This is a genomic window from Dolichospermum planctonicum (assembly GCF_005402965.1).
Taxonomy (GTDB): Bacteria; Cyanobacteriota; Cyanobacteriia; order Cyanobacteriales; family Nostocaceae; genus Dolichospermum; species Dolichospermum planctonicum.
This window is the reverse complement of the sequence record NZ_BJCF01000012.1, coordinates 42000-67172: the sequence shown is the minus strand read 5'-3', so window position 1 is coordinate 67172 and position 25173 is coordinate 42000. Positions and strand designations below refer to the sequence as shown.

At 37.0% G+C, this 25173-nt stretch carries 22 protein-coding genes; 5 read left to right on the top strand and 17 right to left on the bottom strand.

Translation table 11 applies throughout. The annotated features are described in order from the left end of the window. Window positions 1-47: 47 nt before the first annotated feature. From FFO06_RS07595 to FFO06_RS07535, 10 genes are all read right to left on the bottom strand, one after another. Window positions 48-665: an FkbM family methyltransferase gene (locus FFO06_RS07595; RefSeq protein ID WP_137907492.1), complete on the bottom strand. Its 618-nt coding sequence runs from the start codon at window positions 663-665 to the stop codon at window positions 48-50. Window positions 666-841: 176 nt separating this feature from the next. After that, a complete protein-coding gene (locus tag FFO06_RS07590) occupies window positions 842-2161 on the bottom strand; it encodes a flippase (RefSeq protein WP_137907491.1) in 1320 nt (439 codons plus the stop codon). Window positions 2162-2213: 52 nt separating this feature from the next. After that, window positions 2214-2804 (bottom strand): hypothetical protein, encoded by a 591-nt coding sequence (locus tag FFO06_RS07585; protein ID WP_137907490.1) that lies wholly within the window; start codon window positions 2802-2804, stop codon window positions 2214-2216. A 972-nt stretch (window positions 2805-3776) separates the two neighbouring features. Next, complete coding sequence (locus FFO06_RS07575) at window positions 3777-4514, bottom strand: SDR family NAD(P)-dependent oxidoreductase (RefSeq protein WP_137907489.1); 738 nt, start codon at window positions 4512-4514, stop codon at window positions 3777-3779. After that, window positions 4514-5446, bottom strand: a complete 933-nt coding sequence (locus FFO06_RS07570) for a phosphoglycerate dehydrogenase (protein ID WP_137907488.1) — start codon at window positions 5444-5446, stop codon at window positions 4514-4516. The genes FFO06_RS07575 and FFO06_RS07570 overlap by 1 nt, the downstream gene beginning before the upstream one ends. A gap of 18 nt (window positions 5447-5464) precedes the next feature. Beyond that, window positions 5465-6169, bottom strand: coding sequence for an acylneuraminate cytidylyltransferase family protein (locus FFO06_RS07565; RefSeq protein ID WP_201275439.1), 705 nt, complete (start codon window positions 6167-6169; stop codon window positions 5465-5467). A gap of 44 nt (window positions 6170-6213) precedes the next feature. Continuing rightward, window positions 6214-7125 (bottom strand): glycosyltransferase family 2 protein, encoded by a 912-nt coding sequence (locus FFO06_RS07560; protein WP_137907487.1) that lies wholly within the window; start codon window positions 7123-7125, stop codon window positions 6214-6216. A 1066-nt stretch (window positions 7126-8191) separates the two neighbouring features. Continuing rightward, window positions 8192-10396 (bottom strand): GumC family protein, encoded by a 2205-nt coding sequence (locus FFO06_RS07545; protein WP_137907486.1) that lies wholly within the window; start codon window positions 10394-10396, stop codon window positions 8192-8194. A 297-nt stretch (window positions 10397-10693) separates the two neighbouring features. After that, window positions 10694-11695, bottom strand: a complete 1002-nt coding sequence (galE, locus tag FFO06_RS07540; protein ID WP_137907485.1) for a UDP-glucose 4-epimerase GalE — start codon at window positions 11693-11695, stop codon at window positions 10694-10696. Next, window positions 11692-12735, bottom strand: a complete 1044-nt coding sequence (locus FFO06_RS07535; RefSeq protein ID WP_137907484.1) for a sugar transferase — start codon at window positions 12733-12735, stop codon at window positions 11692-11694. Before FFO06_RS07535 ends, galE begins: the two co-directional genes overlap by 4 nt. Window positions 12736-13927: 1192 nt before the next feature. On the opposite strand from FFO06_RS07535, the gene thrB reads away from it, so the two are divergent. From thrB to FFO06_RS07520, 3 genes are all read left to right on the top strand, one after another. Continuing rightward, a complete protein-coding gene (thrB, locus tag FFO06_RS07530) occupies window positions 13928-14842 on the top strand; it encodes a homoserine kinase (protein ID WP_137907483.1) in 915 nt (304 codons plus the stop codon). A gap of 87 nt (window positions 14843-14929) precedes the next feature. Further along, window positions 14930-15442: a hypothetical protein gene (locus tag FFO06_RS07525; RefSeq protein WP_137907482.1), complete on the top strand. Its 513-nt coding sequence runs from the start codon at window positions 14930-14932 to the stop codon at window positions 15440-15442. A gap of 260 nt (window positions 15443-15702) precedes the next feature. Continuing rightward, window positions 15703-17307, top strand: coding sequence for an NAD(P)H-quinone oxidoreductase subunit 4 (locus tag FFO06_RS07520; RefSeq protein WP_137907481.1), 1605 nt, complete (start codon window positions 15703-15705; stop codon window positions 17305-17307). 197 nt (window positions 17308-17504) lie between these two features. Here the strand turns inward: FFO06_RS07520 and FFO06_RS07515 are convergent, their stop codons facing one another. The 4 genes from FFO06_RS07515 to FFO06_RS07495 form a co-directional block, all read right to left on the bottom strand. Continuing rightward, window positions 17505-18254, bottom strand: coding sequence for a dual OB domain-containing protein (locus FFO06_RS07515; protein WP_137907480.1), 750 nt, complete (start codon window positions 18252-18254; stop codon window positions 17505-17507). A 37-nt stretch (window positions 18255-18291) separates the two neighbouring features. Next, the gene (locus FFO06_RS07510) at window positions 18292-18744 is read right to left on the bottom strand and encodes a DUF488 domain-containing protein (RefSeq protein ID WP_228036608.1); all 453 of its coding nucleotides are present in this window, start codon (window positions 18742-18744) and stop codon (window positions 18292-18294) included. Further along, on the bottom strand, window positions 18734-19411 hold the full coding sequence (locus FFO06_RS07505; RefSeq protein WP_137907479.1) for a DUF488 domain-containing protein: 678 nt from the start codon (window positions 19409-19411) through the stop codon (window positions 18734-18736). The genes FFO06_RS07510 and FFO06_RS07505 overlap by 11 nt, the downstream gene beginning before the upstream one ends. Window positions 19412-19628: 217 nt before the next feature. After that, complete coding sequence (locus FFO06_RS07495; RefSeq protein WP_137907477.1) at window positions 19629-19997, bottom strand: 2TM domain-containing protein; 369 nt, start codon at window positions 19995-19997, stop codon at window positions 19629-19631. A gap of 259 nt (window positions 19998-20256) precedes the next feature. Here FFO06_RS07495 and recJ point away from each other — a divergent pair, with 259 nt between their 5' ends. Further along, entirely contained in the window at window positions 20257-22302 is a 2046-nt protein-coding gene (gene recJ, locus FFO06_RS07490) for a single-stranded-DNA-specific exonuclease RecJ (RefSeq protein ID WP_137907476.1), read from the top strand. A 95-nt stretch (window positions 22303-22397) separates the two neighbouring features. Here the strand turns inward: recJ and psb30 are convergent, their stop codons facing one another. After that, window positions 22398-22517 (bottom strand): photosystem II reaction center protein Ycf12/Psb30, encoded by a 120-nt coding sequence (gene psb30, locus FFO06_RS07485; protein ID WP_137907475.1) that lies wholly within the window; start codon window positions 22515-22517, stop codon window positions 22398-22400. Between the two features lie 165 nt (window positions 22518-22682). On the opposite strand from psb30, the gene FFO06_RS07480 reads away from it, so the two are divergent. Next, a complete protein-coding gene (locus FFO06_RS07480) occupies window positions 22683-23033 on the top strand; it encodes a YkgJ family cysteine cluster protein (RefSeq protein ID WP_137907474.1) in 351 nt (116 codons plus the stop codon). Between the two features lie 89 nt (window positions 23034-23122). Here FFO06_RS07480 and FFO06_RS07475 read toward each other — a convergent pair whose 3' ends face one another. Further along, on the bottom strand, window positions 23123-23854 hold the full coding sequence (locus FFO06_RS07475) for a hypothetical protein (RefSeq protein WP_137907473.1): 732 nt from the start codon (window positions 23852-23854) through the stop codon (window positions 23123-23125). Further along, window positions 23851-25077, bottom strand: coding sequence for an AAA family ATPase (locus tag FFO06_RS07470; protein ID WP_228036607.1), 1227 nt, complete (start codon window positions 25075-25077; stop codon window positions 23851-23853). Before FFO06_RS07470 ends, FFO06_RS07475 begins: the two co-directional genes overlap by 4 nt. Window positions 25078-25173: the final 96 nt, after the last annotated feature.

The following is a 25173-nucleotide window of genomic DNA, read 5'->3' as shown; positions in this document are numbered from 1 at the left end:
TTATCGACACAATACGCAAATATGAGAGGATGTTTCAAAAGTCATAGCTACATCATGCGTTCAGATAGGAATTTATCGCTAATGAAGAAAACTGTATTTACTGCTTTTGCATATAAATGATAGTTATGAGCAGTCAAAAACTGATACACCGCATCATTTTGAATTGTATCTAAAGAACTATCCAAAATTTCGACTAAAACTACTTTTGGACGGAATTTCAACCAGTCATTAGACTGCAATACCTCTAGATCCAATCCCTCAACATCAACTGAAAGAAAATCTATTGATTGATCAGTATCTAGATGCTGATCTAAAATAACACTTAGAGGATAAGCTTCTATATTTTGTTTAGAAATTATTTTATATGCGCTATTACTTCCATCCCTAGATACAGCCAATTCTTCACAAAAGCCATTTAATGCAGGTTCGTTAAATTGAAAATAAGTTAGATTTTTTTGTTCTTTTGCAATAGGAATTTCAAGATTTTTATCTCTTGGACGTTGTTTATTAAAGGCTTTCATACTTCCAGGCATAGCATCGATATTGATTCCTTTCCATCCTTTACTGTAAAAAATAAAGGTATTTGAAAAACGTTTAGGATGATGGGCACCAACATCAACATAAAATCCATCTGACTGTTTTTCAAATAAACGCTTTAATATCATATCTTCTCCTTCTTGAGAGTATGACCTTAACATAAAATTATCGAATTTGACACAGTGAATTAAATACTTTATAAATGTCTTTAACGGTTTCATAGATTTAGATTTAGTTATTGGTTAACGGGAATATCAATATTCAATTTAGACACTATTTAGTTAAGCAAGTTTATGCAACCAAATTATGCTAATAATATTAACGACTTCAATTGAATAGTAAATATTCTGTGTGTCTTTGAATTAAGACCATTAGCAAAAAATGCAGCTATGGCATAGGCTATAACAGTAGCGATCGCAGCACCAATACCACCACAACTGGGAATTAAAATGAAGTTTAGCACAACGTTTACAACTGCCCCAATCAGAGTTCGATGAAATGAAAATTCAGTTAAACCCTCCGCTATAAACCAAGGTGATGTGGCTACCCCCATAAATACAAATAAAGAAGCCCAAATATGAATTGCTAATATCTTTCCAGCTTCCGAGTAACCATTACCAAAAAGTATTGTAATTAGTGTACTAGACATAAAAGACATCGGTACGGAAATTACAAGAGAAATCAACACTAGCATTCTGATCAACTGTTTGATTCGTTGATAATATAGTGCTTCACCTACCTCTTTAGCAGCATAAATTGCTGGGGATACTGAAGAGGTTATCGCTGTAGGAATGAAATACCAAACCTCAGAAATCCGAGTTGCGGCTGAATAAAGACCAACAGCTTTGTCACCAACCATTTGGCCTAGCATGATCTGGTCAATTTTCATGTAGATCATGATGGTTAAACCAGACAAGATCAAAGGCCAACTTTCTTTGAGAAGGGTCTTAGCAAGTGGTGAACTCCAAGGCCACAACCAAGGTGAATAACCCCTAACTCTGTAGGATATGATCAAACCAATTGCACCTAAACTTACCTCTCCTAATCCTGCCCAAGCAAAAGCAATTAATGGAGCATGAAAACTGATTAAGGCTACTTTAACTAAAGTAGTGATGACAAAAGCTGTATTTTTAGCAATGACAGTATACTTTGACTGTACCTGAGATTGAAACCAAAGGTCAATTGTATCAAAAGCCTGGAAAATCCCTACAGATGACAATATCGCTACTAGGGAAATCGTCAATTGGTCATCATGACGCACCGCAACAATAGAGCTAACAGCTAGTATTAAAGCGGCAACACCACCAAACAATTTCAGCCAGAAAGCTGTTCCTAAAATTTCCGCTCTCTTCTCAGGCTCTCGGACTATAGAGCGGACTACTATGGCATCTAAACCAAGGGTGGAAAGGGTACTAAATAAGGCGACAAAAGCAGTAGCATAGTTAAAAACCCCAAACTGTTGTACTCCTAAGTAGCGAGCGACCCAAACCCCCACAAATAACCCCACACCCATGCGAAGGATGCGGTCTGCAAATAACCAACCTGTATTCGCAATAATCTTTCTTAGACTATCACTTGATTTAAGAAATGACAACTTTTTTTTGAAATTTAATTTACTTAGCATGAGCCAATTTTCATTTTGGGCATATTTCCTGGCATAAATAACTTAACTAAAACTAACTTTGTCCAAAAACGAAGTTAAGTCCGGCAAATAATTTATCTAAATTAGATATACTATACTCTTGGATATTTTTAATAAAATCTTGTTCTTGTAGTTGTCCAAATTCCCATATTTTACCATTAGAAACAATACCATATAATAATTGTTTCGGTTGATTGTTTAGCTTCTGAGCGGCAATTAATTCGGCTAAACATTGTCCCCACCCTTCCTCAAAGTTGTCTTTTTTAGCTTCCACTAATATTAAATAGGGAGACTCAAAAACAATTTTGCCTCTAGGTGATCTTTTGGCAACAATATAATCAGGGATACCTGATAGTCTTTCATCAAAATTTAATGGCTGATGACTCCATATTAATAACTTATCCTTATACTTTTGCCAAATTTCAATTAAAATAGGAAAAATAACTCCTTCACAAATAGCATACTCTGAGTTAAATACAACTCCTTCCCGTAAAACCAATTCAAAACGATTACGAAAGTAATTATCAATTTCTAAGGGATTTTCTTGGATGAAATTCTCTTCTTGATAAGTTAAAGGAAAGTCCCCTAAGACTTGGGCAATATTTTTGTATTGATTATAAGACATGATTTTGCTCTTTGGGGAGTATGGTTTGTATGCCGGGTTATTTCATTCTAGATCAGGATTTACGCAACTGGCACATTGGTGGGGTGCGTCAGATATCAACAATCTGTTTATTTGCAGGATTTTTGCAGTAGTAAAGCACCCTACAACAGATTTTTGTTGTAAAACTTGCGTAAGTCCTATAGATTTTAGCAATGGTGATTTTAGACAAATTCTTGATAGTTCTTTCGATTCTATTAGAGTTCATTGGGATTTATTCCCTTTGCCCGTAATTGTGCGAGCAACTTCTCCATTCTCTGTTGTTCTTGTGCTAGTAATAATTCTGCTCCCTCTGCTTATGGCGGGCGGTAAGTCTCCATGGGAATCCCATCATCGTCAAGTAATTCGTCTTGTGTCGGCCGCTTAACAAAATCTGGTGATCAACTATCTATCTTTGGGTTATTTAGTTTAGGCAATGTTGACTCAGTCATATATCCTGCGATAGCATCCCCATAGGGACTAATTTAACATTGGTGGCGAGGAGATAACTTCATTAGTAAAACTCTTACCTTGTCTAAGGTGTTGCTTGATTAAGCCATTTCCAACCAGCCAAATACATCATCAACAGTTAATTTTAACTCTATTCCTGCCAATACAGGCAGAATATCGGTTTTTTCCATCAGTATTGAATTGGTTAGCGATCGCATGAAAATACCAGAATACTATAATTAGACGTAGCTTTCCCCTACTCCGTCCTTCTCAGTCACTAGCAGGTTGCAAGGGAGGAACTGATATCCAAATACCATCAAAGATCAACTCCCAAAACAGTGATAATTCAATTAATCCTACAGATGTGAAAACTGTTTTTGTGTCTAACCAATATAGTATAGTTATGGTATAACACATCTTAGTTTTATAGTGTTGCATGAGCAGGGAATAAAGTCAAGCCCTATTTCAACTTAATTTATTTCCGCCTTGATGAGATTAACATTGTGTTTAAACAGGATCATGCAACCTGCTCCCAATTCCTCCATCCACACTCAAAGACGCACCAGTAATAAAACTTGCTTCTTGTGACACCAAAAATAAGGCTACACTAGCAATTTCCTCTGGTTGGGCAATCCTCCCCAAGGGGTGCATATTTGATAATTGCTGAAACTCTTCCTCCTTACCCTCAAATCCAGCCAATAGCATTGGTGTAGCAGTAGCGCCAGGGCAGATTGCATTAATCCGCAGGTCAGCCCCCAAATCTACTGCCATAGCCTTTGTCATCCCCACTAAAGCACTTTTGCTCGTGGCATAACAAACAAATCCTGGCTTTGTACTTATAGCATGAACACTAGAAATATTAACTACTGAACCCCTAGCTTTTTTCAATTCTGGTAACAAACCCTGAACTAGCAGAAAAGGCGCAATCAAATTTGTATCTAAAGTCCGTCGCCATTGTTCTACTTGAATTTCCTCTGTCTTACCCAATATTTGAACAGCAGCATTATTGACTAAAGCAAATAGACCTTGCTCACTCAAGTATCCGCGCATTTGAGCAAAAATATTGGTGCGATACTCTGGATCAATACACAGTGTTTCAATATTAGCTTGAATGAAAACATCACAAGCACAATCCCCTGTAACTTGATCTGAGGCTATGACGAAATAGCCAGCATCTGCAAAAACTTTACATAGCGCTTTACCAATACCACCATTGGCTCCTGTAACAAGGACACTTTTCGGCATCAGCTTACACCCAGAAAGTCAAACAAAAGTGCGATCGCTCGTTCACTAGCACGATGAACCGCATCCACAGTATTTGAGGCGTTGTGAGAGCCAAAAATACACTGTTCAAATTGTCGTAGCGGTGATTCTTCAGGCAATGGTTCGACTTCAAAAACATCCAATGCTACTGAATATACCTGTCCCGATGCCAACGCTTCAGCTAAAGCTACTTCATCAATTAATGGCCCGCGTGCTACATTAACAATCCGCAGCCCTCTTTTTGCTAAAGCTAAAGTTTCCTTATTTAATATATGCCAATTATCTGGAGTTAGGGCGCAAGTCAAGACAATAAAATCAGCCTCATCTAGCCGGTTAGGCCACTGGGCAGATTCAACAGTTTCTAATCCCGCTGCTGGTTGAAAATAAGGATCATAAGCAATAACTCGCATATCAGCAGCTAATAACCGTTTGGCTGTATTTCTGCCAATGTCACCAAACCCTAATAAAGCTACTGTTTTTTCGGACAGAGATATACCAGAAGGCTTCAACCATTTTCCCAGTCTCACACCCCTGTCAATGAAGAACGTTTGTCTTGCTAACCCAATAACGTAACCCACTGCAATATCTGCTACTTCAGTGCCGAACATTCGGGGAGTATTGGCAATGGGAATCTCCAATTCTTTAGCAGCTACAAAATCCACATTATCTACACCAACGCCCCATTTCACTGCTGCTTTCAGTTTACCCAACTTACCAGCCATAAATACTTCTTTGGTTGCTGGATCATCACCAATTATCCAGCCATCATACTGAGGAACTAAAGATTTCAGTTCTTCTACTGAAAGAGTTTGGACAACATGAGGGCAATCAACTTCAATTCCCTTGGCACTAAACACGGGTTTGAATGTGTCAATCAAACCAATCATTGGTGGGCAAGTAACTAAAACTTTCATAATTTTAATTTCATTATTTTAAGCTGTTTCTATTGTTTGAAATTCCATAAACTGGGCAACTGATTCTGCCAAATACCAGTCGGTTTGATCATCTATGTCTATAGATTCTAAACGGGGTGTTTCAAACAAAATCGGCTTTTTGCCAATTCTAGCACCTGTAGCAGCAAAGCTCTCAGCCGTAAAGATGTAGAGGTTAGAGTTTTCTTCATACCAAGGTTCTAAATCTTGAGTTCTAATCAAGTTATTAGGGTCATGATTGATTGCTGTACCATCCTCTCGATAAAACCGTGTTTGAAAGCGGTTGACTGTAAATAAGGAGTCTGCACTGCCATTTTCCCTGGCATCTAAAAACCGCTGTAGCGCCTTTTGAATAGTTGCGGAACTCAAGAGAGGATTGGTTGTATGAGTCATGAGATAAACATCGGCTGGGACATTAGCGATATCATCTCCTATGACTAGATTCATACTGACAAAATCACCGCAAATCTCTGGCTTTCTGTCTCTTATTTGTACTTTTTCTGAATCAACTAATTGATGTGATGCTAAAATAGCACGAGCATCAGTATTGATGACAACTTTTGAGATTTCGGGAATTGCAGTCAGGCTATCCAATATCCATTGGAAAAGCGGTTTTTTATGCAGAAATTTAAAATTTTTGCCTTTAACTCTTTCACTGTTGGCTTTCATTGGTAAAAGAGCAACTATTTTTAGTGTTTTTGACATGATGGCTGCTTTTGTTGTGTCTGAATAATGATTTAAGAATAAATTTAAGAATAATTTTCCTTAGAAATATTTCGAGGATAGAAATACATTTCTTTCATTTGTGCAGAAATTTTTCTATGTTCATGGTTACCGCGATATGACCCCCAAAACTGCATTAACCGAAACATAAATATTTCACCAACTTGACTGGATAACTTTTTCTGTTGCAACGCACTACCAGCATCTAGTAACACCGCACTAATAAAATATCTGAGAAAATCTCCCAAGTTAATTTGCACTTCTGGCATAATTTCTTGCAGTGCGATCGCTTCTCGCTCGTAACGCCTTTTTACCACACTCCAAGATTCATCATGATAATGATAAACAGCTGCTTCGGCAACATAGCCAATCAAGCCACCAGCAGCAACAACTTGTTTACCTAAGTACATATCTTCTAATCCCGTTAGAGATTCGTCGAATTTATATTTTTTCCACACACTTTTTAAGATCGCAGAGTTAGCGTTATTACAGAAAAAACTTTTCTGAGGAATTTGACTATCTTTCGGAAAGAATTTATCAAAAAGCTGATTTTCACTAAACTTTGTGGTTTCTCCACCTAATTGACGACCATAGGTAATGTCAATATTTTTGACTATCAACGGGTTGATTAACCTCATTAGCCAATACTCATTAACTGGCACACAATGTCCACTAATAAATATTAAGTAATCTCCAGTAGCTGCGGCACAACCAATATTCAAGGAACGCCCAAACGAAAATTCGGATTTTTTGATGTTTAGAATTTTGGAATTAAATTTATGGGCTATTTCTAGCGTTTTATCTGTAGAACCAGAGTCAACAATGATTACTTCATATACTAAATCATCTACCACCTGGTTCTGAATTTCTTTGAGCAGTTTTTCAAGATATCGTTGCTCATTATAAGTTCTAATTATGATACTAGCAGTTAAACTCATTATTATTATTTAATAGGACTATTTAAGCTTACAACAAGGACAAAATGGAAAAAGTCAGGAATAAAACAACAATTGTATTAATTACCCATTTACTATATAAGTAAACTTATATAAGTAAACTTATACTATCACTTGATTTACGAAATGACAACTTTTTTTGAAAGTTAATTTACTTAGCATGAGCCAATTTTCATTTTGGGCATATTTCTTGGCGTAAATAACTAACTTTGTCCAAAAACATAGTTAAGTCCGGCAAATAATTTATCTAAATTAGATATACTATACTCTTGGATATTTTTAGTAAAATCTTGTTCTCGCAGTTGTCCAAATTCCCATATTTTAACATTAAAAACAATACCACATAGTAATTGTTACGGTTGATTGTTTAGCTTCTGAGCGGCAATTAATTCGGCTAAACATTGTCCCCACCCTTACTCAAAGTTGTCTTTTTTAGCTTCTACTAATATTAAATAAGGAGACTCAAAAACAATATAGTTTTTTCGATTCTATTAGAGTTCATTAATCGTAGAGTAATTCGTCTTGTGTCGGTGGCTTAACAAAATCTGGTGTAAACTATCTATCTGTGGGTTATTTAGTTTAAACAATCAATGTTGATTCAGTCATATATCCTGCAATGGCATCCCCATAGGGGCTAATTTGACATCGGTGGCGAGGAGATAACTTCATTAGTAAAACTCTTACCTTCTCTAAGGTAATGCTTGATTAAGCCATTTTCAACCAGCCAAATACATCATCAACAGTTAATTTTAACTCTATTCCCGACAATACAGGCAGAATATCGGTTTTTTCCATCAGTATTGGTTGGCGATCGCATCAAAATACCAGAATCCCATAATTAGACATAGTTTTCCCCTGCTTTGGCCTTCTCAGTTACGAGCAGGTTGCGAGGGAGGAACTGAGATCCTAAGACCATCAAAGCTCAACTCCCAAAACGGTGATCATTCAATTAATCCTACAGATGTAAAAACTGTTTTTGTGTCAAACCAACAAATTATAACACATCTCAGTTTTATATTGTTGCATGGGCAGGGAATAAAGTCAAGCCTTATTTCAGATTAATTTCCACAGACTTGTTGTTCTTACTGGTTTCTTCTGTTTCTCGGTAATAACCCCTATAACCTCTATAATAGTAGTAACCACCATAACCGCTTTCCTCACTAACACCATTCACGGCCATGCCCAAAATAGGCACTTTTGATTGATTGAGTAATGATTTCGCGGACTTCAACGCTGAATATTCCACCCGGCCAGGACGGACAACTAGCAATAAGCCATCGGCAAACTTGCCGATAATCAGGGGATCAGTAACGGCTGTCAAGGGTGGCGTGTCAATGATCACAAAATCATAATCCTGACGAGTTTCCTCAATCAAGTCAGCCATACGCTGGGAATCTAAAAGTGTCACTGGGTTAGGCGGAATTTTTCCGGCTGGTAGCATATCCACATTAGAGAATACTGTGTGGATAGCTGGTTTTACCTCGTTTTGACCGGCTAAGATATTACTCAGTCCCAGCAGGTTGGGTATTTCCCAAATGCGGTGCTGACGGGGACGACGCATATCACAATCTATTAACAGCACGCGTTTTCCCACATGGGATGCGGCTACAGCCAGATTGGCCGCCACAAAAGATTTACCTTCTCCACTCGTTGTACTAGTCACCAAAATTACCTGTAACTCTTTGTCAGAAATGGTGAAGCCCAGGTTAGTATTGAGCATTTCCAATGATGTACTGACTGGTGAATAAGGTTGATCCAGTAAAGGCACTTCCAGCAGACCTTCCACGACGGTATTTTTCCTCTTTTTTTCACCATATTGGGGAATTGTCCCCAGCAGGGGGAATCCCAAGAACCGATTGGCTTCTTCAATATTCTTCAGGGTTTGGTTCATAGATTCTAACAGGAGTGCCGTCCCTGCACCCAGAAGGAGTCCCAAAAAGCCACCTAGTGCTAAATTCAGGGGCTTTTTGGGAGAGACGGCAATCTCAGGCACTAAAGCCTCCGAAATGACCCGGGCATTACCTACATTCTGATTCTCCATGACTTGAACTAACTGGAATTGCCTCAGCAGTTCTTGGTAGGTGGTTTGTGCTACCATCAACTGTCGCTGTAGCTGTAACTGTTGTTGTTCGAGTCGAGGTAAGCTATCTAAACGGCTTTTATTGACTATAAATACCTTCCGTAATTCCCCGACTTGGTTTGTCAAGGCCAATCTTTCTACTTCTGACTTGACTAGATCCTGAGTTAATGCCTGTTTGAGTTCTCCTATCTGCAAGTTTTGTTTGGGTAAGGAGTTGGAATTACCAACGGTTTCGGTAACTCGCGCTTCTAGTTCTTTTTTCTGGGCTGCTTCTTTCAGTAATAGATCAACTACTTTGGGATTATCATTGGTATAAAGGGTTCGCGCTATCGCTAGGTCGTGTTGTGTCTTTTGGTATTCTGTTAGTACCTGCTGTACCCCAGGGGATTGACTTAAACTGCTCAGATCAACGGCTTGTTGTGTAGTCAGTTTCATTTCATTTTGTAATGCTACGGAGCGAGTATAAGCTGCGGCCAATTCCCCTTGGCTTTGGGTAATGGCCTCAGTTAAATTTCCTAAAGATTCCAAACTCACTCTGGCTTCTACATCCAAAGCGACGACTCGGTTCTTTTCTTTAAACCGACGCAGAGCTATTTCTGCTTCCGTAACTCGTCTTTCTACCTTTGGCAACTCCTTAGACAAAAATTCCCGGGCAGCGATCGCCTCGGCGCGGTTAGTGCTAACATTACTAGCCAGGTAATGTTTCATCAAGGAATTAACTACATTGGCGGCTTCTCGTTTATCGGTACTCTTGTAGGAAAGTTCCATCACATCCGTCCCCCGGATAGTTTTGAGCTTGAGTATTTTCAGGAAATCACCCGTGGTCATGGGTGCGCCTTTTCTACCCTTGAGCTTTAGTTCGGTAATAGTTTTCGTGACAATGGGATTGGAACGAATGACTTCGGCCTCGGTATCAACTGGGTTGCTGAGGTTTGTGAGTCCGCCCAGTTCTCCCATCTTGTCTGATAGACTTGACAAGGATGAAGCTGCATCTTTTTTCGTAAAAACGAGCTTACCTTGTGATTCGTAAACTGGTTTTTGTGTGTAAGTCATAAAGGCTGTAGCTGAGATAACGGAGGCCATCACAACTGAGGCGACGAACCAACGTCTTTTTAAGATCAGCCAATACTGTTGAATATCAATGGAATCCTGGTCTTCTTGGTTAATAGACATATATTAATTTCATAAAATATACTGATTTTATCACTTATTTAGTCTACAGCCAAGACATCTTGTCGAATAAATAAGTTCCGCAAAAAAAGCTAACATAAGCTAACAATTACCAGATTTTTTTTCTTTCTGTGGTCAATGTGAGAGGTTATCCGCTCCAAAAAAGCTAACTAATGTTAACATTCTTCCTGTTTTTTCTTCCTGCTTCATTCTAAAAGTGTCTGCTCTATGTAAAGACGTTCCATGGAACGTCTCTACTACAGTTAACCTGACACCTACCCAACCCTCTCACCTGTTGCCCTAACCCGTGGGATCTATTATATCTTTTAGCTTTCTGGTTTCCCAAACTAGATGACTATAAATGATATCATCCAGATTATTATGCTTGGGTTGCCAATTCAATACCTGCCTAATTTTATCCGCACAAGCTGTTACGCAGGCTGGATCTCCAGGACGACGTTCTAATTCAATCACGGGAAAATCTACCCCAGAAATAGCTTTCGCCTGTTCCACAACTTGCCTAACACTATAACCTTTGCCATAGCCACAGTTGAGAATTTGACTTTCTCCGTTCTGTTCCAAGTAGCGTAAACCATCTACATGGGCTGTGGCCAGGTCTTCAACATGGATATAATCTCGGATTCCTGTACCATCTGGGGTGGGGAAATCGGTGCCAAATATCTTTAATTCTGATTGGCGTTTAAGTGCAGCATTACAAACATTTGCAATCAAGTGAGTTGCATTCGGTGAGTTTTGTCCGATTCTTCCCCCAGGGTCGGCTCCGGCGACGTTAAAGTAACGCAGTATTATATATCGCATAGGAGACGCTAGGGCGTAGTCTCGAATCATTAATTCGCTCATCAATTTGGAGCGTCCGTAGGGGTTAATCGGTAAGGTAGGAGTATTTTCCGTAACCGGATTTTCTTGAGGCTCGCCATAAACTGCGGCCGTACTAGAAAAAATTAATTGGTTAACGCCCATGACACTACAACAGCGGAGCAGATTTAAGGTATTACGGGTGTTATTAGCGTAATAATCAAGGGGGTACGCAACCGATTCTGGGACAACTAGACTGGCAGCAAAGTGAAGTACTGCACTAAATTGATGCTTGGCAAAGACTTGGTAAAGGCGGTCTATATCTGCTAAATCACCAATAATTAGTTGACCATGGAGTACGGAATTAGGCACGCCTGTGGAGCAGTTGTCATAGACAACTACGTCATAACCAGCTTCTCCGAGTTGACGGACCACATGAGAACCGATATAGCCTGCACCGCCTGTCACCAAGACTTTTTGATTCATCGGCCTTTACCTAATAAGACGACTTTGATGGTTTTAAAAGCGATAACTAAATCCAACCAGAGCGAATAGTTTTTCATATAGTATATGTCGTAGGACAGCTTTTCGTAGGCATCTTCTATGGAAGCACCATAAGGATAAAGGACTTGCGCCCAGCCTGTGATTCCTGGTTTGACTAAATAACGCAGTTCGTAGTAAGGAATCGCTTCTTTGAGCTTGACATCAAATTCTGGCCTTTCTGGACGAGGACCAATCAGGCTCATTTCTCCGCGCAACACGTTCCAAATCTGGGGTAGTTCGTCAATTCGCAGGAGTCGTAGCCAATGTCCTACTCTGGTAATACGGGAATCACGTTGGCTTGCCCATTGTGCGCCCTGTTTTTCAGCATCTTGATACATGGAACGGAACTTGTAAACCCGAAATGGTTTACCGTTGAGTCCGGTTCGCAATTGGCTATAGAAAATCGGACCTGGACTATCTAGTTTAATCATCAGTCCTACCAAAACCATGAGCGGAAATAGTAAGACAAATAATAGCATAGTGACTATTGTATCTGTAACTCTCTTGATTTTTCTACTAGTATCACTAGATACTAGTAGAAAGCCTTTACTAAAGGTAAACCACTCATCCTCAAGTAGGGAAGAAGGGAGTTTTTGATATAAGGTTTCCCAAATATCGGGTAGACGATAAACCGGAATACCTTTCAGTCGCAATTGCATCAGAGTTTGCACTTGTGTTTCATGGAGGCCTGTTTGAGTCCCCAATACCACGCCAGACCAGGATTGCTGAACCCAGTCAGATAAATCGCTCAGACTTCCACCATAAGTTATCTGGGTTTCGGTTTCTTCTAAGTTGGAGATATCAGAGATATTATGGGGATTTTCCGTGAGAATAACTAATTCTTGTGATGGTTTATCAGCTAATAACATTTGAACAAATTTGATGGCATGATCTCCACCACCAATAATCAGCCAACGCGCGCCCTCAACTTTGGATTGTGAATCACTTAATACCTTTGGTTTTAATTCCACCAATGATGTCATAGATACTCCCAGATTAACTAACTGAATTTACCACATTTTTATTGAATCATACTCTCTGGAAAAAAGTTCCCAAAAACTAGATAAATTTACGCACCTGATTTTGGTTTTTTCTTCCTGTTACGCACGTCGACACAAACATACCCTGAACGGACAGGGGATACTACGTGATACGATACCCGTAAGAGGCGTGTTATCCGCCAAACATTAACTAAACTATACAGTTTTCAAAACTCTTACCCCTCGCAATCAATGTAAAAATGAATTACGATATTTGACTAATGGATAATTAAAAGCGATGTCTTTTTTTATTTCGATGTTTCACCGAACGTCAATGAGTATAACCCTATAGATCGATATTAGTCAAGTGAATTGGAAAAATATTGGCATTGAGCAGTTTTAGATTATATATCTTCTAGAAATTAAATCAAAGGCGGTGTGACCGAAAACCCTTGTATGGACAATTCCTAAATTGTCCATACAATCTTTACCTCCAGATGCGTATTTATGTAATACCATACTTAAATACTTCACAGGAAAATCAAGGAGTCATGGAGTTAGGAATATATGACTTACGCACTGTACAAATTAACCATCATCTGTATGAACCATATCTGGTCGTTTCAGTTTTTGCGGATTAAGTCCAGATAAATAACCATAGTGAAGTGCTGCTGCAAGCAGTTCGCTAAAAAATGATCAAAAAATCGGGTTTAAATCCCTCAAGGTCAATAGTTATTTGTTTGCTAACTTAGGACTAGCTTTCTAGAACTATATAGTTATGTAATATCAATGAATATTCCAAAATTCCCACTTTTTGCTAGGTAAAAAAACGCCATTATTGGTGCTAAAATTAAATTTAGCTGATTTATAACCGATAAAACTGCATCTCACGTTAAATTACTCGGTTTTAATCCCTTAATCTATGTCTTACTAACTATTCCCAGTTAAGAGTTAAGAGTTCCCTGCCCTCACAGACAACTTATTCAGCAAGCCCTAAATAGTGATGGCCTCCCTGTTTCTGGGCGATAGGGAAGCGCGACCTAGGAATCGTGCCAGTTGCGTAAGTCCTGGAATAAAGAACATACTCAGTACCGTTAGCGCAGTGTATCCTCCCGATAAAAGTTACTGTGCTTTACGCTTACTTAGTGTTTCTGTAAGATGAGGTAGTTTATATTGGAATTTTGAATTAATCTCAATGGCTGTCTTTTCTCACATTACTGTTAAAGTTCCCGCCACGACTGCAAATTTGGGTCCGGGTTTTGATTGCATTGGTGCAGCTTTAAAGCTTTACAATCAATTTGAATTTACTACTCTCGATGTAGATGGCTTAATGATTCAAGTTTCTGGTGTGGAGGCGGAAAAGGTACAAACTGATGAGAGTAATCTTTTATATCAGGCATTTGTTAAGTTATATGGATATATAGAACAAACACCGCCATCAGTAAAAATAGAGATTAAGTTGGGTGTACCTTTATCTAGGGGTTTAGGCAGTTCCGCCACGGCTATTGTCGGCGGGTTAGTTGCAGCCAATGAATTGGCTGGTAGGCCTTTGTCTGAATTGGAGGTGATGAAATTAGCGATCGCTATAGAAGGACATCCTGATAATGTAGTACCAGCGCTATTGGGTGGTTGTCGTCTGGCAGCTACCAGTAACACAGGTTGGGAAATTAGCGATATTCCCTGGCATCGGGATATACTACCAGTAGTAGCAATTCCTGATTTTGAGTTATCAACCTCAGAAGCAAGGAAAGTTCTACCTACAGAAATCAGTCGTCATGATGCGATTTTCAATATTTCTCATTTTGGTTTATTGTTACGCGGTTTAGCAACTAATCGGGAAGAATGGTTAAAAACCGCATTACAAGATAAATTACATCAACCTTACCGTCAAGCTTTAATTCCTGGCTATGACGCTGTTAATAACGCTGCTATAGATGCTGGTGCTTATGGTATGGTAATCAGTGGTGCCGGTCCCACACTTTTGGCTTTAGTAGATACAAGCAAGGGAAAAGCAGTAGAAATAGCCATGAAAAATGCTTGGTTACAAAAGGGAATCACTTCAACTGTGCGAATACTTGACCTAGATATGCAAGGGACGACCACATTTTAAAGTTTAGATTTTGAATTTTCCATTGGTAATGGGTGATGAAAAACCAATTACCAATTACCAATTACCAATTAACAGTCATAACATAATATGGAAAAAATTCAGTCAGAAATAGTAGAACTAAAATCCCAAATCCAAGCACTCCAGCAAGAAAGGGCTATACTAACTAATAATCATGTAGAATTGGGCGAAAATGATTCACATTTAGCCATTGTTGAAGCTTATCGTCGTCAAGCTAGGGAAAATGCCCAATTATCTGCTGAACTTAAAGGCATAGATGATGCAATATCTTTCCTAGAAAAGCAAATACAACAAAGGAAAGTCTATCTAAATAGGCATTTACCTATTTCTATCCGCATATCGCAACAAGAAGCACAGCTAGAAGAAGCCAAAAAAATCGCTCAAATTCATGCAGAACGAGTTAACGAACTAGCAGGGGAACTGGCCAAAGAAATTAAACTTCTCAAAACCTGCGCTGACGAACTTAGTCCTATGTATTGGCAAGTTTACTACAAACCTTTCATCACAGGCTTTAAGACCATTTCTGTCCCCTATGTTAGATCAGATTGTCAAGTGTGGACAATTGTCAACCGTATTGTTTAAGCATCCTAAACAACCTTGTGAAAGTTTAAATTTATCCTTAGCCGGGGCATTATAACTAAAGACAGCGACTAATAGCGCTGTTTTTTTGTTGACATCACAAAAATTTACATTTAGAATAGACTTGCACCAGACTTCAGTAGGTATTTATTACTAATAAAATCCACAAAACTGGAGATGTTCACAAGAAATCATTTACAAAAGTAAAAATTTCTTAATATAATGTAAACAAAAGCAAAACCAAAAATATATTGTCAACAGTTATGAATACAATAGAACTCCCTTGGTTATCAGCCATAATTTTCCTGCCATTAGTGGCAGCCTTGGCAATTCCGATTATTCCCGATAAAGAAGGTAAAACTGTGCGCTGGTACGGTTTGTGGGTGGCAATATTAGATTTTTCATTAATTATCTGCGCTCTTTGGCAGGGTTATGACTTCCAAAGTTCAGCCCTACAACTGACAGAAAGCTATTCCTGGATACCTCAAATTGGCTTTAATTGGTCTTTGGGGGTTGATGGTTTATCAATGCCCCTGATACTATTAACAGGCTTAATTAACACACTCGCAGTATTCGCGGCTTGGAAAGTAACCAATAAGCCGCGTTTATTTTATGCGTTAATGTTGGTAATGTACAGCGCCCAATTGGGTGTATTCCTTGCCCAAGATTTGTTAATGTTCTTTTTGATGTGGGAAATTGAGTTAGTACCCGTTTATTTGTTAATTTCCATTTGGGGAGGAGCAAACCGCCGTTACGCAGCTACCAAATTTATTATCTATACCGCTGCTGCATCCATACTTATACTAGTATCTGGTTTTGCCATGGCTTTCTATGGTGATAATTTGACCTTCAACATGACAGAATTGGGAATGAAAGAATATCCCAAAGCTTTAGAACTGGCACTATATACCGGTTTCTTGATTGCGTACGGTGTCAAATTACCTATTTTCCCCTTCCATACATGGTTGCCTGATGCTCATGGTGAAGCGTCCGCTCCTGGTTCAATGATCTTAGCAGGTGTATTGTTAAAGATGGGTGGTTATGCCCTAATTCGTTTTAATGTGGAAATGTTGGCTGATGCTCATATCACCTTTGCTCCTGTTTTAGTAGTTTTAGGTGTAGTTAATATTGTTTATGGTGCTTGTTGTGCTTTTGCACAAACCAACCTCAAACGCCGTTTGGCTTACTCTTCAATTGCCCACATGGGGTTTGTGTTAATTGGGATTGCATCTTATACAGAAATCGGTATCAATGGTGCTGTATTACAGATGGTTTCTCACGGTTTAATTGCTGCTAGTTTATTCTTTTTATCCGGTGTCACTTATGAACGTACTCACACCTTAATGATGGATAAAATGGGCGGTATGGCTAAAGTAATGCCAATAACTTTTGCTCTTTTTACCATGGGTGCAATGGCTTCTCTAGCGTTACCTGGTATGAGTGGCTTCGTCGGTGAATTGATGGTATTCTTGGGTTTTGCTACTAGTGATGTTTACAGTTCCGGCTTCAAAATTGTCATCATCTTTCTCTCAGCAGTTGGCGTGATTTTAACACCCATTTATTTACTTTCTATGCTGCGTCAAGTGTTCTATGGTGACAAGAATGAAGAATTGCATTTAGATGCTGTGGTTCTTGATATTAAGCCACGAGAGTTGTTTATTACTGCTTGTTTGTTAATTCCTATCATCGGCATTGGTTTTTATCCTAAGCTGATCACACAAGCTTATGATGTGAAAACAGTAGAAGTTGCGGCTCATGCTCGTCAAGTTTTACCAATTGTCGCTCGTCAACAACCTGCAAATTTGTACTCACAAATTTTCACCTCACCAACATTAGCTAGTTCCAAAATAGGGAATATAGTTGAATAATTATCAAGTCCAAAATGGCACTGTAGTAAATCTTAAACTTAAATATGAGGGGAAGGGTGCAAATAAGAAATATCCTTGATTTCTTGCAAAAGTCAAGGATATTTATTTTTAACATATTTTTAACACTGTGTGCTTAGTAATAAGTTAGTTCTTTTGATAGATTTAAATTCCCGAATTATTAAATCATTTGGGAATATTTACCATCCTAAACGTTTAATAATATCGGTAACATTAATAACAGATGCCACCAATTTATAACAAAATATTTCCTCACTGTGAAATTGAGGTTGAAAAGGTTCACTTAAACTAATTGTTAATCTAAATTGATCAGGTTCAAAATTTTTCAAGTTGAGTTTTTCGATTACCTCTTCACAGGAATATATTCCCTCTTCTAAAAAACCAAGTTTGTCTATCCACACTGGATCTGTGATTGGTAAATCATAAAAATTACCACATAAATAAAAAAGACATCTGTAAGTCTTCTTATGTGAAGAATTATATTTAACTTGCCATTTTAATTCTTCTGGATTTATCATTGTTAATGAAGATCTAATCGGGGATATCTCTAAATCTTGATAACGGATACGTTTATCGAAATTACCTAATAACCTAGGTTGAGAAGAATTTTTTTGAATTTCTGGTTTAATTAATTCTCGGACTTGTTCTAAAGTAGCCTGTCCTAAAATCTGCCATTTATAACTATAATGAATGAGATAATTTTCAGGTTGATGACATTTTGGTTCATATCTAAGAAAAGGAATTTTCACAACATCAAATAATTGTACTTCTCTACCATCTCTCACTGTGTAGTGTTCTGGATATAGAGTTCCATCTTTTTTATTAGAAACTGGCCGTAACCACCCTGTACCATCGGTTTTAATACCTGCAAGACAAATTCCGCCATGCTTAGTAGATTTAGCAAGACAAATAATATCAAACCACAGCATTGTTAAACTTTAATTAGCACCTTAACTAATATTATACTTAAAGATGATGAATTTTGATATTTTTTTCTAGGTTAATTTGCAAATATTCAGCCACTAAGCGACGATGACAATTATGGGGTTTTAACTCGCTACACAATAAACAACTTTTATCTATGATATCTATAGATAACTTCCTTTCAATTTGTCGCTGTGTCATCAGTTGATTAAATTTCTGCTCATAGCTATCCCAAGTTATTTCTTTCTTCTTATAAGCATCCAAAATATCTTTAGTGGGCGCTAAATCAAGAATATGGATATATTCAATTCCACCAATTTTCTGGAGAAAATATTGTAAATCAGGCTTTTTCGCAAATCCCGCAAGTTGGGAAACATTATTTAAACGAGTATCAATAACTCGCTTCACACCTGCTTTTGTTAAGGTCTCGAAAAACTGCTCGGCTTTTTTTTGTGTGAAGCCAATAGTAAATAAATTAACTTGTTTAATCATCATCTGTTGTTTCTGTATAAGCTACTTTTTCACTTTGTAATTGATATGCTTTTTCTACTAATTCGGCACGGGAAAGAGGTTTTTCTAGGGTTTGTATGGGTGGGAAATCAAGTTGCAAATCAAATAGAGAAAGCTGTTTAACAGGACTTGGCAAATCAGCGGACAATTTAGCGGACAATTTATATAAATTATTCTGTTTTAATACCCTATTTTCTAAATCTTCATTTGATTCTAAATCTCCATTTTTATGAATATGGTGAATTTCTAAACCAGCATTTTTTAAATGTGGACAAATTAAAATAGCTCGATGACAAACAATGGGGTCTTGTTCTGCACACATTAAACTAATTTGATATTTTTCTGAGCCTTGAATTAGACGATTTAAGCCGATTTTAAAAGCTTCTGTGGCAGCAATTAAATCATAACGAGCCATACCATTTATATAACAGTTTCTATCACGGGGACGAGCGCCTAAGTTATCTCCCAGGGGAACATAAGCGATATTTACGGTTTTTAGGGCTGTTTTTAAAGCTGATTGATTAAACTGAGGAAATCGGCGACTATAAGGACTAGAACGCACGTCTGCTAAAGCTGTTACTTGATGTTGATGTAACAGTTCGATAAATGTTTCAATTGTATGATTGGAATGTCCAATAGTGAATATTTTCATAATTATTTTTTATCCAGAAATAATACTTATAATAATTTTTACAAGTTTTGATAAATTTTCTGGAACTCGATAGCGTTTGTGGTCTTGAGTTATTTGCCGATTAATTTTCGACTGCCATCTGATTGTAACATAAATTATGTTGTTTGAAAGCTCTATTCTAAAAATTAGGGCATCAGCTTGAATAACCCCAACTTTTTGCAAAAGTCGGGGTTATGTTTTAGGAATTACTTGTATAAACCTTAATTCCATGGAGTAATAGACCTAAACCCCATCCTAACATGGGGTAAATTGCCCAAAAATATCCGGGACTAACTACTAAATTTAATAGCACTAAAAAACCATTGATTGCCATAAAAGCAAATAGGTGTGATTTAAATTCTTTTCGTTGTTGACTATGAGACATTTGTTCTTTTTTCACTTCTACGTTATTTTTTAACCATTCTTGTTCCGCTGCTTGCAAAGATTTTGAAGAAACACCTAATTCTGAGGCTATTTCTATTATTTGCTCTCTTGTATATTCTCCTTGTTGCTTACGTTTAAAAGCTACTTCGAGAATTTGCTGCATTTCTTCTGAATTGTAAGTCATTATCTCTACCTAAAATGGTCAAAAAATACTTGTGAGAGTTGCTTTTGCAACGGTAGCTACACAATGATTAAAAATATTTGTCTGTTGTTATGGACTGTTGAAAAACATATTTTATATCTGAAAAAATGATTTATATAGTATTTAAAAACACAAATGTAGATGCAGGTCAAAATATCAAGTAAATAATCAGTGATGAAAGTGACATAATTTGATAGAATCGAAAAGAATATAGGTCTAGTTTACACAACCAAAATGACGAATGACTAATCATCAATCTACCAAACGCTTACCTAATCAACGCTGGCAAATTGCCGCATTAAATCCAGAATTAGCCGAAAAATTGGCAAATTTAACGAATACTTCCCCCATTATCGGCCAATTATTAATTAATCGGGGCATGGAAACTCCCGAAGATGCAAAGATATTTTTAGAACCTGAATCTCTGATTTTACCTTCTCCTCTGGCAGAATTTCCCGATTTAGCTGCTAGTGTGGAATTATTAGAAATAGCGATCGCCAATAATGATAAAATAGCTATTTGTGGTGACTATGATGCAGATGGTATGACCAGCACTGCATTACTATTAAGAAGTCTTAGGGCTTTGGGCGCTGATATTGATTATGCTATTCCTAGTCGAATGCACGATGGTTATGGGATTAATAACCGTATTGTCCAAGAATTTTATGATGAAGGTGTAAAACTAATTCTAACTGTAGATAATGGAATTTCTGCTGTTGAACCTATTACTAAAGCCAGAGAATTAGGTTTAAAAGTTATTATCACAGATCATCATGATATTCCAGAAAAATTACCTCCAGCTAATGCAATTCTCAACCCAAAACTAATAGCTGAATCTTCTCCCTATCGGGGTGTGGCTGGTGTGGGTGTGGCTTATATTTTAGCAGTTTGTCTAGCACAACAGTTAGGGGAAATTAAAGGTTTAGTTCAACCACTTTTAGCTTTATTTACTTTGGGAACTATTGCTGATTTAGCCCCCTTAACGGGTGTAAATCGTCGCTGGGTAAAACGGGGTTTAAAGTTATTACCAAAATCTAATTTACCAGGGATACAAGCATTAATTCAAGTTGCAGGAGTGCAAGCTAGTGAAGGAGAAAAAAACCAAAATTCCAAATCTTTAAAACCGGAAGATATTGGTTTTCGATTAGGACCGCGAATTAATGCTATAGGTAGAATTGGTGATCCACAAGTTGTCATTGATTTACTGACAACTGATGATTTTAGTATCGCATTAGCTAAAGCTATTCAGTGTGAACAAACTAATACTCAACGTCAGCAAATATGTGAAGAAATTGAACAAGAAGCTATTTCTATGGTTGAGGATTTATATATAAACTCTTTACAAAAAGACCGCGTATTAGTTATTATCAAAGATAATTGGCATCATGGTGTCATTGGTATTGTGGCTTCTCGTTTACTAGAACGTTATGGTGTGCCGGTGTTTATTGGTACTTATGAAAATCACAGCATAATTCGCGGTTCAGCGCGGGGAATTGCTGAATTTCATGTATTTGCGGCTTTAGATAGTTGTCGGGATTTATTAGGTAAATTTGGAGGACACAAGGCTGCGGGAGGATTTTCTTTACCAGCGGAAAATTTACCAGAATTTCGATTGCGGTTGTCGGAATTTGCAAATAGATGTTTAGAAATTCAACATCTCAAACCTCTTTTGAAAATTGATACTCAAGTGAATCTTCACGAAATTAATGAGGATCTTTTGCAACAATTAAATATTCTCCATCCCTGTGGTATTGATAATTCAGACCCTATATTTTGGACTCCTAATGTCCAAGTGATTGCACAAAAAATTGTTGGTAAGGGTCATATTAAATTAACTGTAGTTCAAAATATTGATAATAACTTGGTGGAAATTAAAGGGATAGCATGGCGCTGGGGTGATTATTTTCCTTTACCGTCAAGATTAGATATTGCTTACAAATTACGGGAAAATAACTTTAATGGTCAAATTAATATTGAACTTGAGTTAATTGGTGCAAAACTTCCAAATCATATTCTCAAACTTTTCACTAATTCATCAAATTTATCAGCGGTGAGTTTTGAATATCAACAGCGTCAATACACTTGTGGAATTTATGAAAATGGTATGGGTAAAGAATTAAGGGTCAAAAATTCCGAAGGTAAGGTTTTAGTGATGCGGCCAGATGATAAATTTGGTCTGTTAGGTTTCAACCGCGAAAATGCTGCACAGGTAAACTTATCTCAACCTATATATGAGGGAATTATTGAAAAGGCAATCCAGGCTTTATCAACCTGTGCTATGAGTTAAAGATTAAAAACTGTTTGAAGCGGGGATTTAACCCCGATTGTTATCAATGGGTAATGGTGATTAGATAAACTCTTACTTATTACCCATTAACTAATTTACAGGTTGCCGTTGCGAAATGCTAGGATAAAGATGACTATGGGACCTGAAATCACAATTAATCCCACGCAAGTCAACTGTAAGACAACTTCCCAATTGATGTTAGCTAAAATGTCCATTTTTTCCTCCCAATGATTTAATGGTTTAAAAAGATTTAATAATTTCATAGCCAAACCCGTAATTTATCATATCTTTTTAGGGGATCTAAAATTTAATTTAGTTCACAAAATTATAGAAAAAGTCATAAAAAAGTAAAATAGCAGCAATAGCAGAAGGTTAAAAATATGGCTACTTGGCAATGTATATCTCAGTGTGGGGCTTGCTGTAACTTAACACCAGCGGATCGTCCAGACTTAGAAGAGTATCTTTCACCACCGGATTTAGAACTTTACCTCAGTATGATAGGTGAAGGGGGATGGTGTGTAAATTATGATCATGGTACAAGGGAATGTAAAATTTATCCTCACCGTCCTCGGTTTTGTCGTGTAGAAGCAGAAACCTTTGCAGAAATGTATGGTATTGAAGCAGAGGATGTAAACGATTTTGCGATTGACTGCTGTCGTCAGCAGATTGAAGGAGTTTATGGCGATCGCAGTTTAGAACAAATCCGTTTTGATCAAGCTGTGGGTTTTTGATTTAATTCATACAGGTATTCTCTCATTGTGTTTTTGAGCGTAGTAATCAATGGGAGATTCACTTTCATATATCTAAATTTTGTTACTGATTACAAAGTTTCTATGCTGTCCCATATATCTAACAATAATTTCAAGCTAGATAAATGATTCATTGATTCACATCGCTTTTTTAACGCATCTAGATACTTTTTATCCGCTACAACCTTTGGATTTTTCTTACTATAAGACAAACCAAATCGTCTGAGATATTCTTGGAGATAACGTTCATGAAATTTCGCTTTTGTCCCAAAAATATATCCAGGTGGACATGAAGACATTTCTTCAGGATCATTGACCAAAATATCGTAATATGCCTGAAAATCAGATAAAACTGTAGAACTTACAATTGAACTATATTCGTTAGGAATTTCTGCATTACCTAATGCCCATGTTTCAAAACAGCAATGCTGAATTATTATATGAATCTCTGTTTTTGAGCTATCTATATTGCAGCCTGACTTGAGATCATCAAGTTTAGATTTCACTTCATGAAAACGATCTGTATAAGAATTTTCTTCAGAGTCAATACATATAAAAAAATGATTGACATTGCCGAATTTTACTATATCAATTAAACAGGCTTCCAGTCGAGAAACTCCTGGATATTGCTTAGGCTTACTCACCATATTTGGATAGCCGTCCCCTGCAATAATTCGACAAGTATTTATTGTCATATCTTCAGGTCGGACAACAAAAGTTAAGCTAGGAAATAAATGTTGTAACCATGCTTTATATACTTTTGGTTCAGTCTTTCCCCCCTCTACTAAAAATAAAAGATTCACTCGGAAAATTCCTCCCAGTCAAGTAAATTAATTAATTGAGTAAACTTATCTAAGCTAGATGCTGTGTTCAGTTCTGGAATATCTGGAGCTTTTCTGACTCTGACTTTGTTTCCAGATTTATTAACTATTTGCCAATTATCCCAAGGAATATTATTGATAATATATGGATGATGGCTAGTAAGTATAAACTGTATGTCTGAGGATTTATCAAGGATAAAATCTGTTAATTCAGCCATACAGTTAATTCCTAAACTGTTCTCAAATTCATCAATTAAAATTACTGACTCTTCAGGAGCAGTAATTACTTCAATTAAAAAAATTAAAGTACGAAACATACCGGATGAAATTCGCTGTTGAGGAATCCAGTCTTCTACACCGTTCTCCTGAATTTCCAAGAATAGCCTAAAATCACCATCTGAGGTTCTCTCGCTACTAACTCTCACATCGTTAACTTCTGAAAAAACATCAATATAATACTCTTTAATTTCATTGAAATCATCTGGCAAAAATTTCTGCAAACAAAAAGACTTTATGACTGGCAAACTCAAACTACCAGTAAAAATTTCTTTAAACCTGGAAATATTTATTTTATCAGAAAATTCTTCTAGTTTATTAATAATTTGAGTCAGATCATCATAATCAGCCTTAAGCATAAATCTCTGAGTCTCAGCAGTTTCAAAGTTGAATATTAATCGTCTAAATGCTTGAAGGACTGGAATAATTAAATTTTCTTCTGAAAGAAGAGTAATTGCACTTTCAGTTCTTTTTAATTTAGGTAATTTTTCGTTATTGAATTTTGAATCTGAAATAGTACGGATAAGTATCTCCAGTTCAGAATCATCATCATATCGAACTAATTTTTCATAAATAATTTCAGTCTGTTCCGACTCATTGACATTTAGAAATATTTCTTCTTTCTTGCTTGAGGAACTTTTTAACTCCCACCTATAATTTTGTCCTAAATGAGAGAAATTGATACTCCATTCCAAATCATCTAAATTACGATTTACACCTTTTGCAGTATCACAAATTAAATTAAGTGCTTTTAAAATTCTTGTCTTTCCAACTCCAGAACCACCGACAAGTAAATTTAGACTCTCAAATTTAACCTCCTGAATGTGCCAATTTTCTTTATTATTACTGAATTTAAAACTCTGTATTTTCATATTTCTTACTTTTTTTAACAAATAATTATATAGAGAATCTAAAAGAATTTCTGACATGAATATCTTCAATTCGCTCTATATCCGGTATTTTAGCGCCCAAAGTTGTGATAAGAGATTTTATTTTAGATTACTTTTTAATATCATTAACGCATA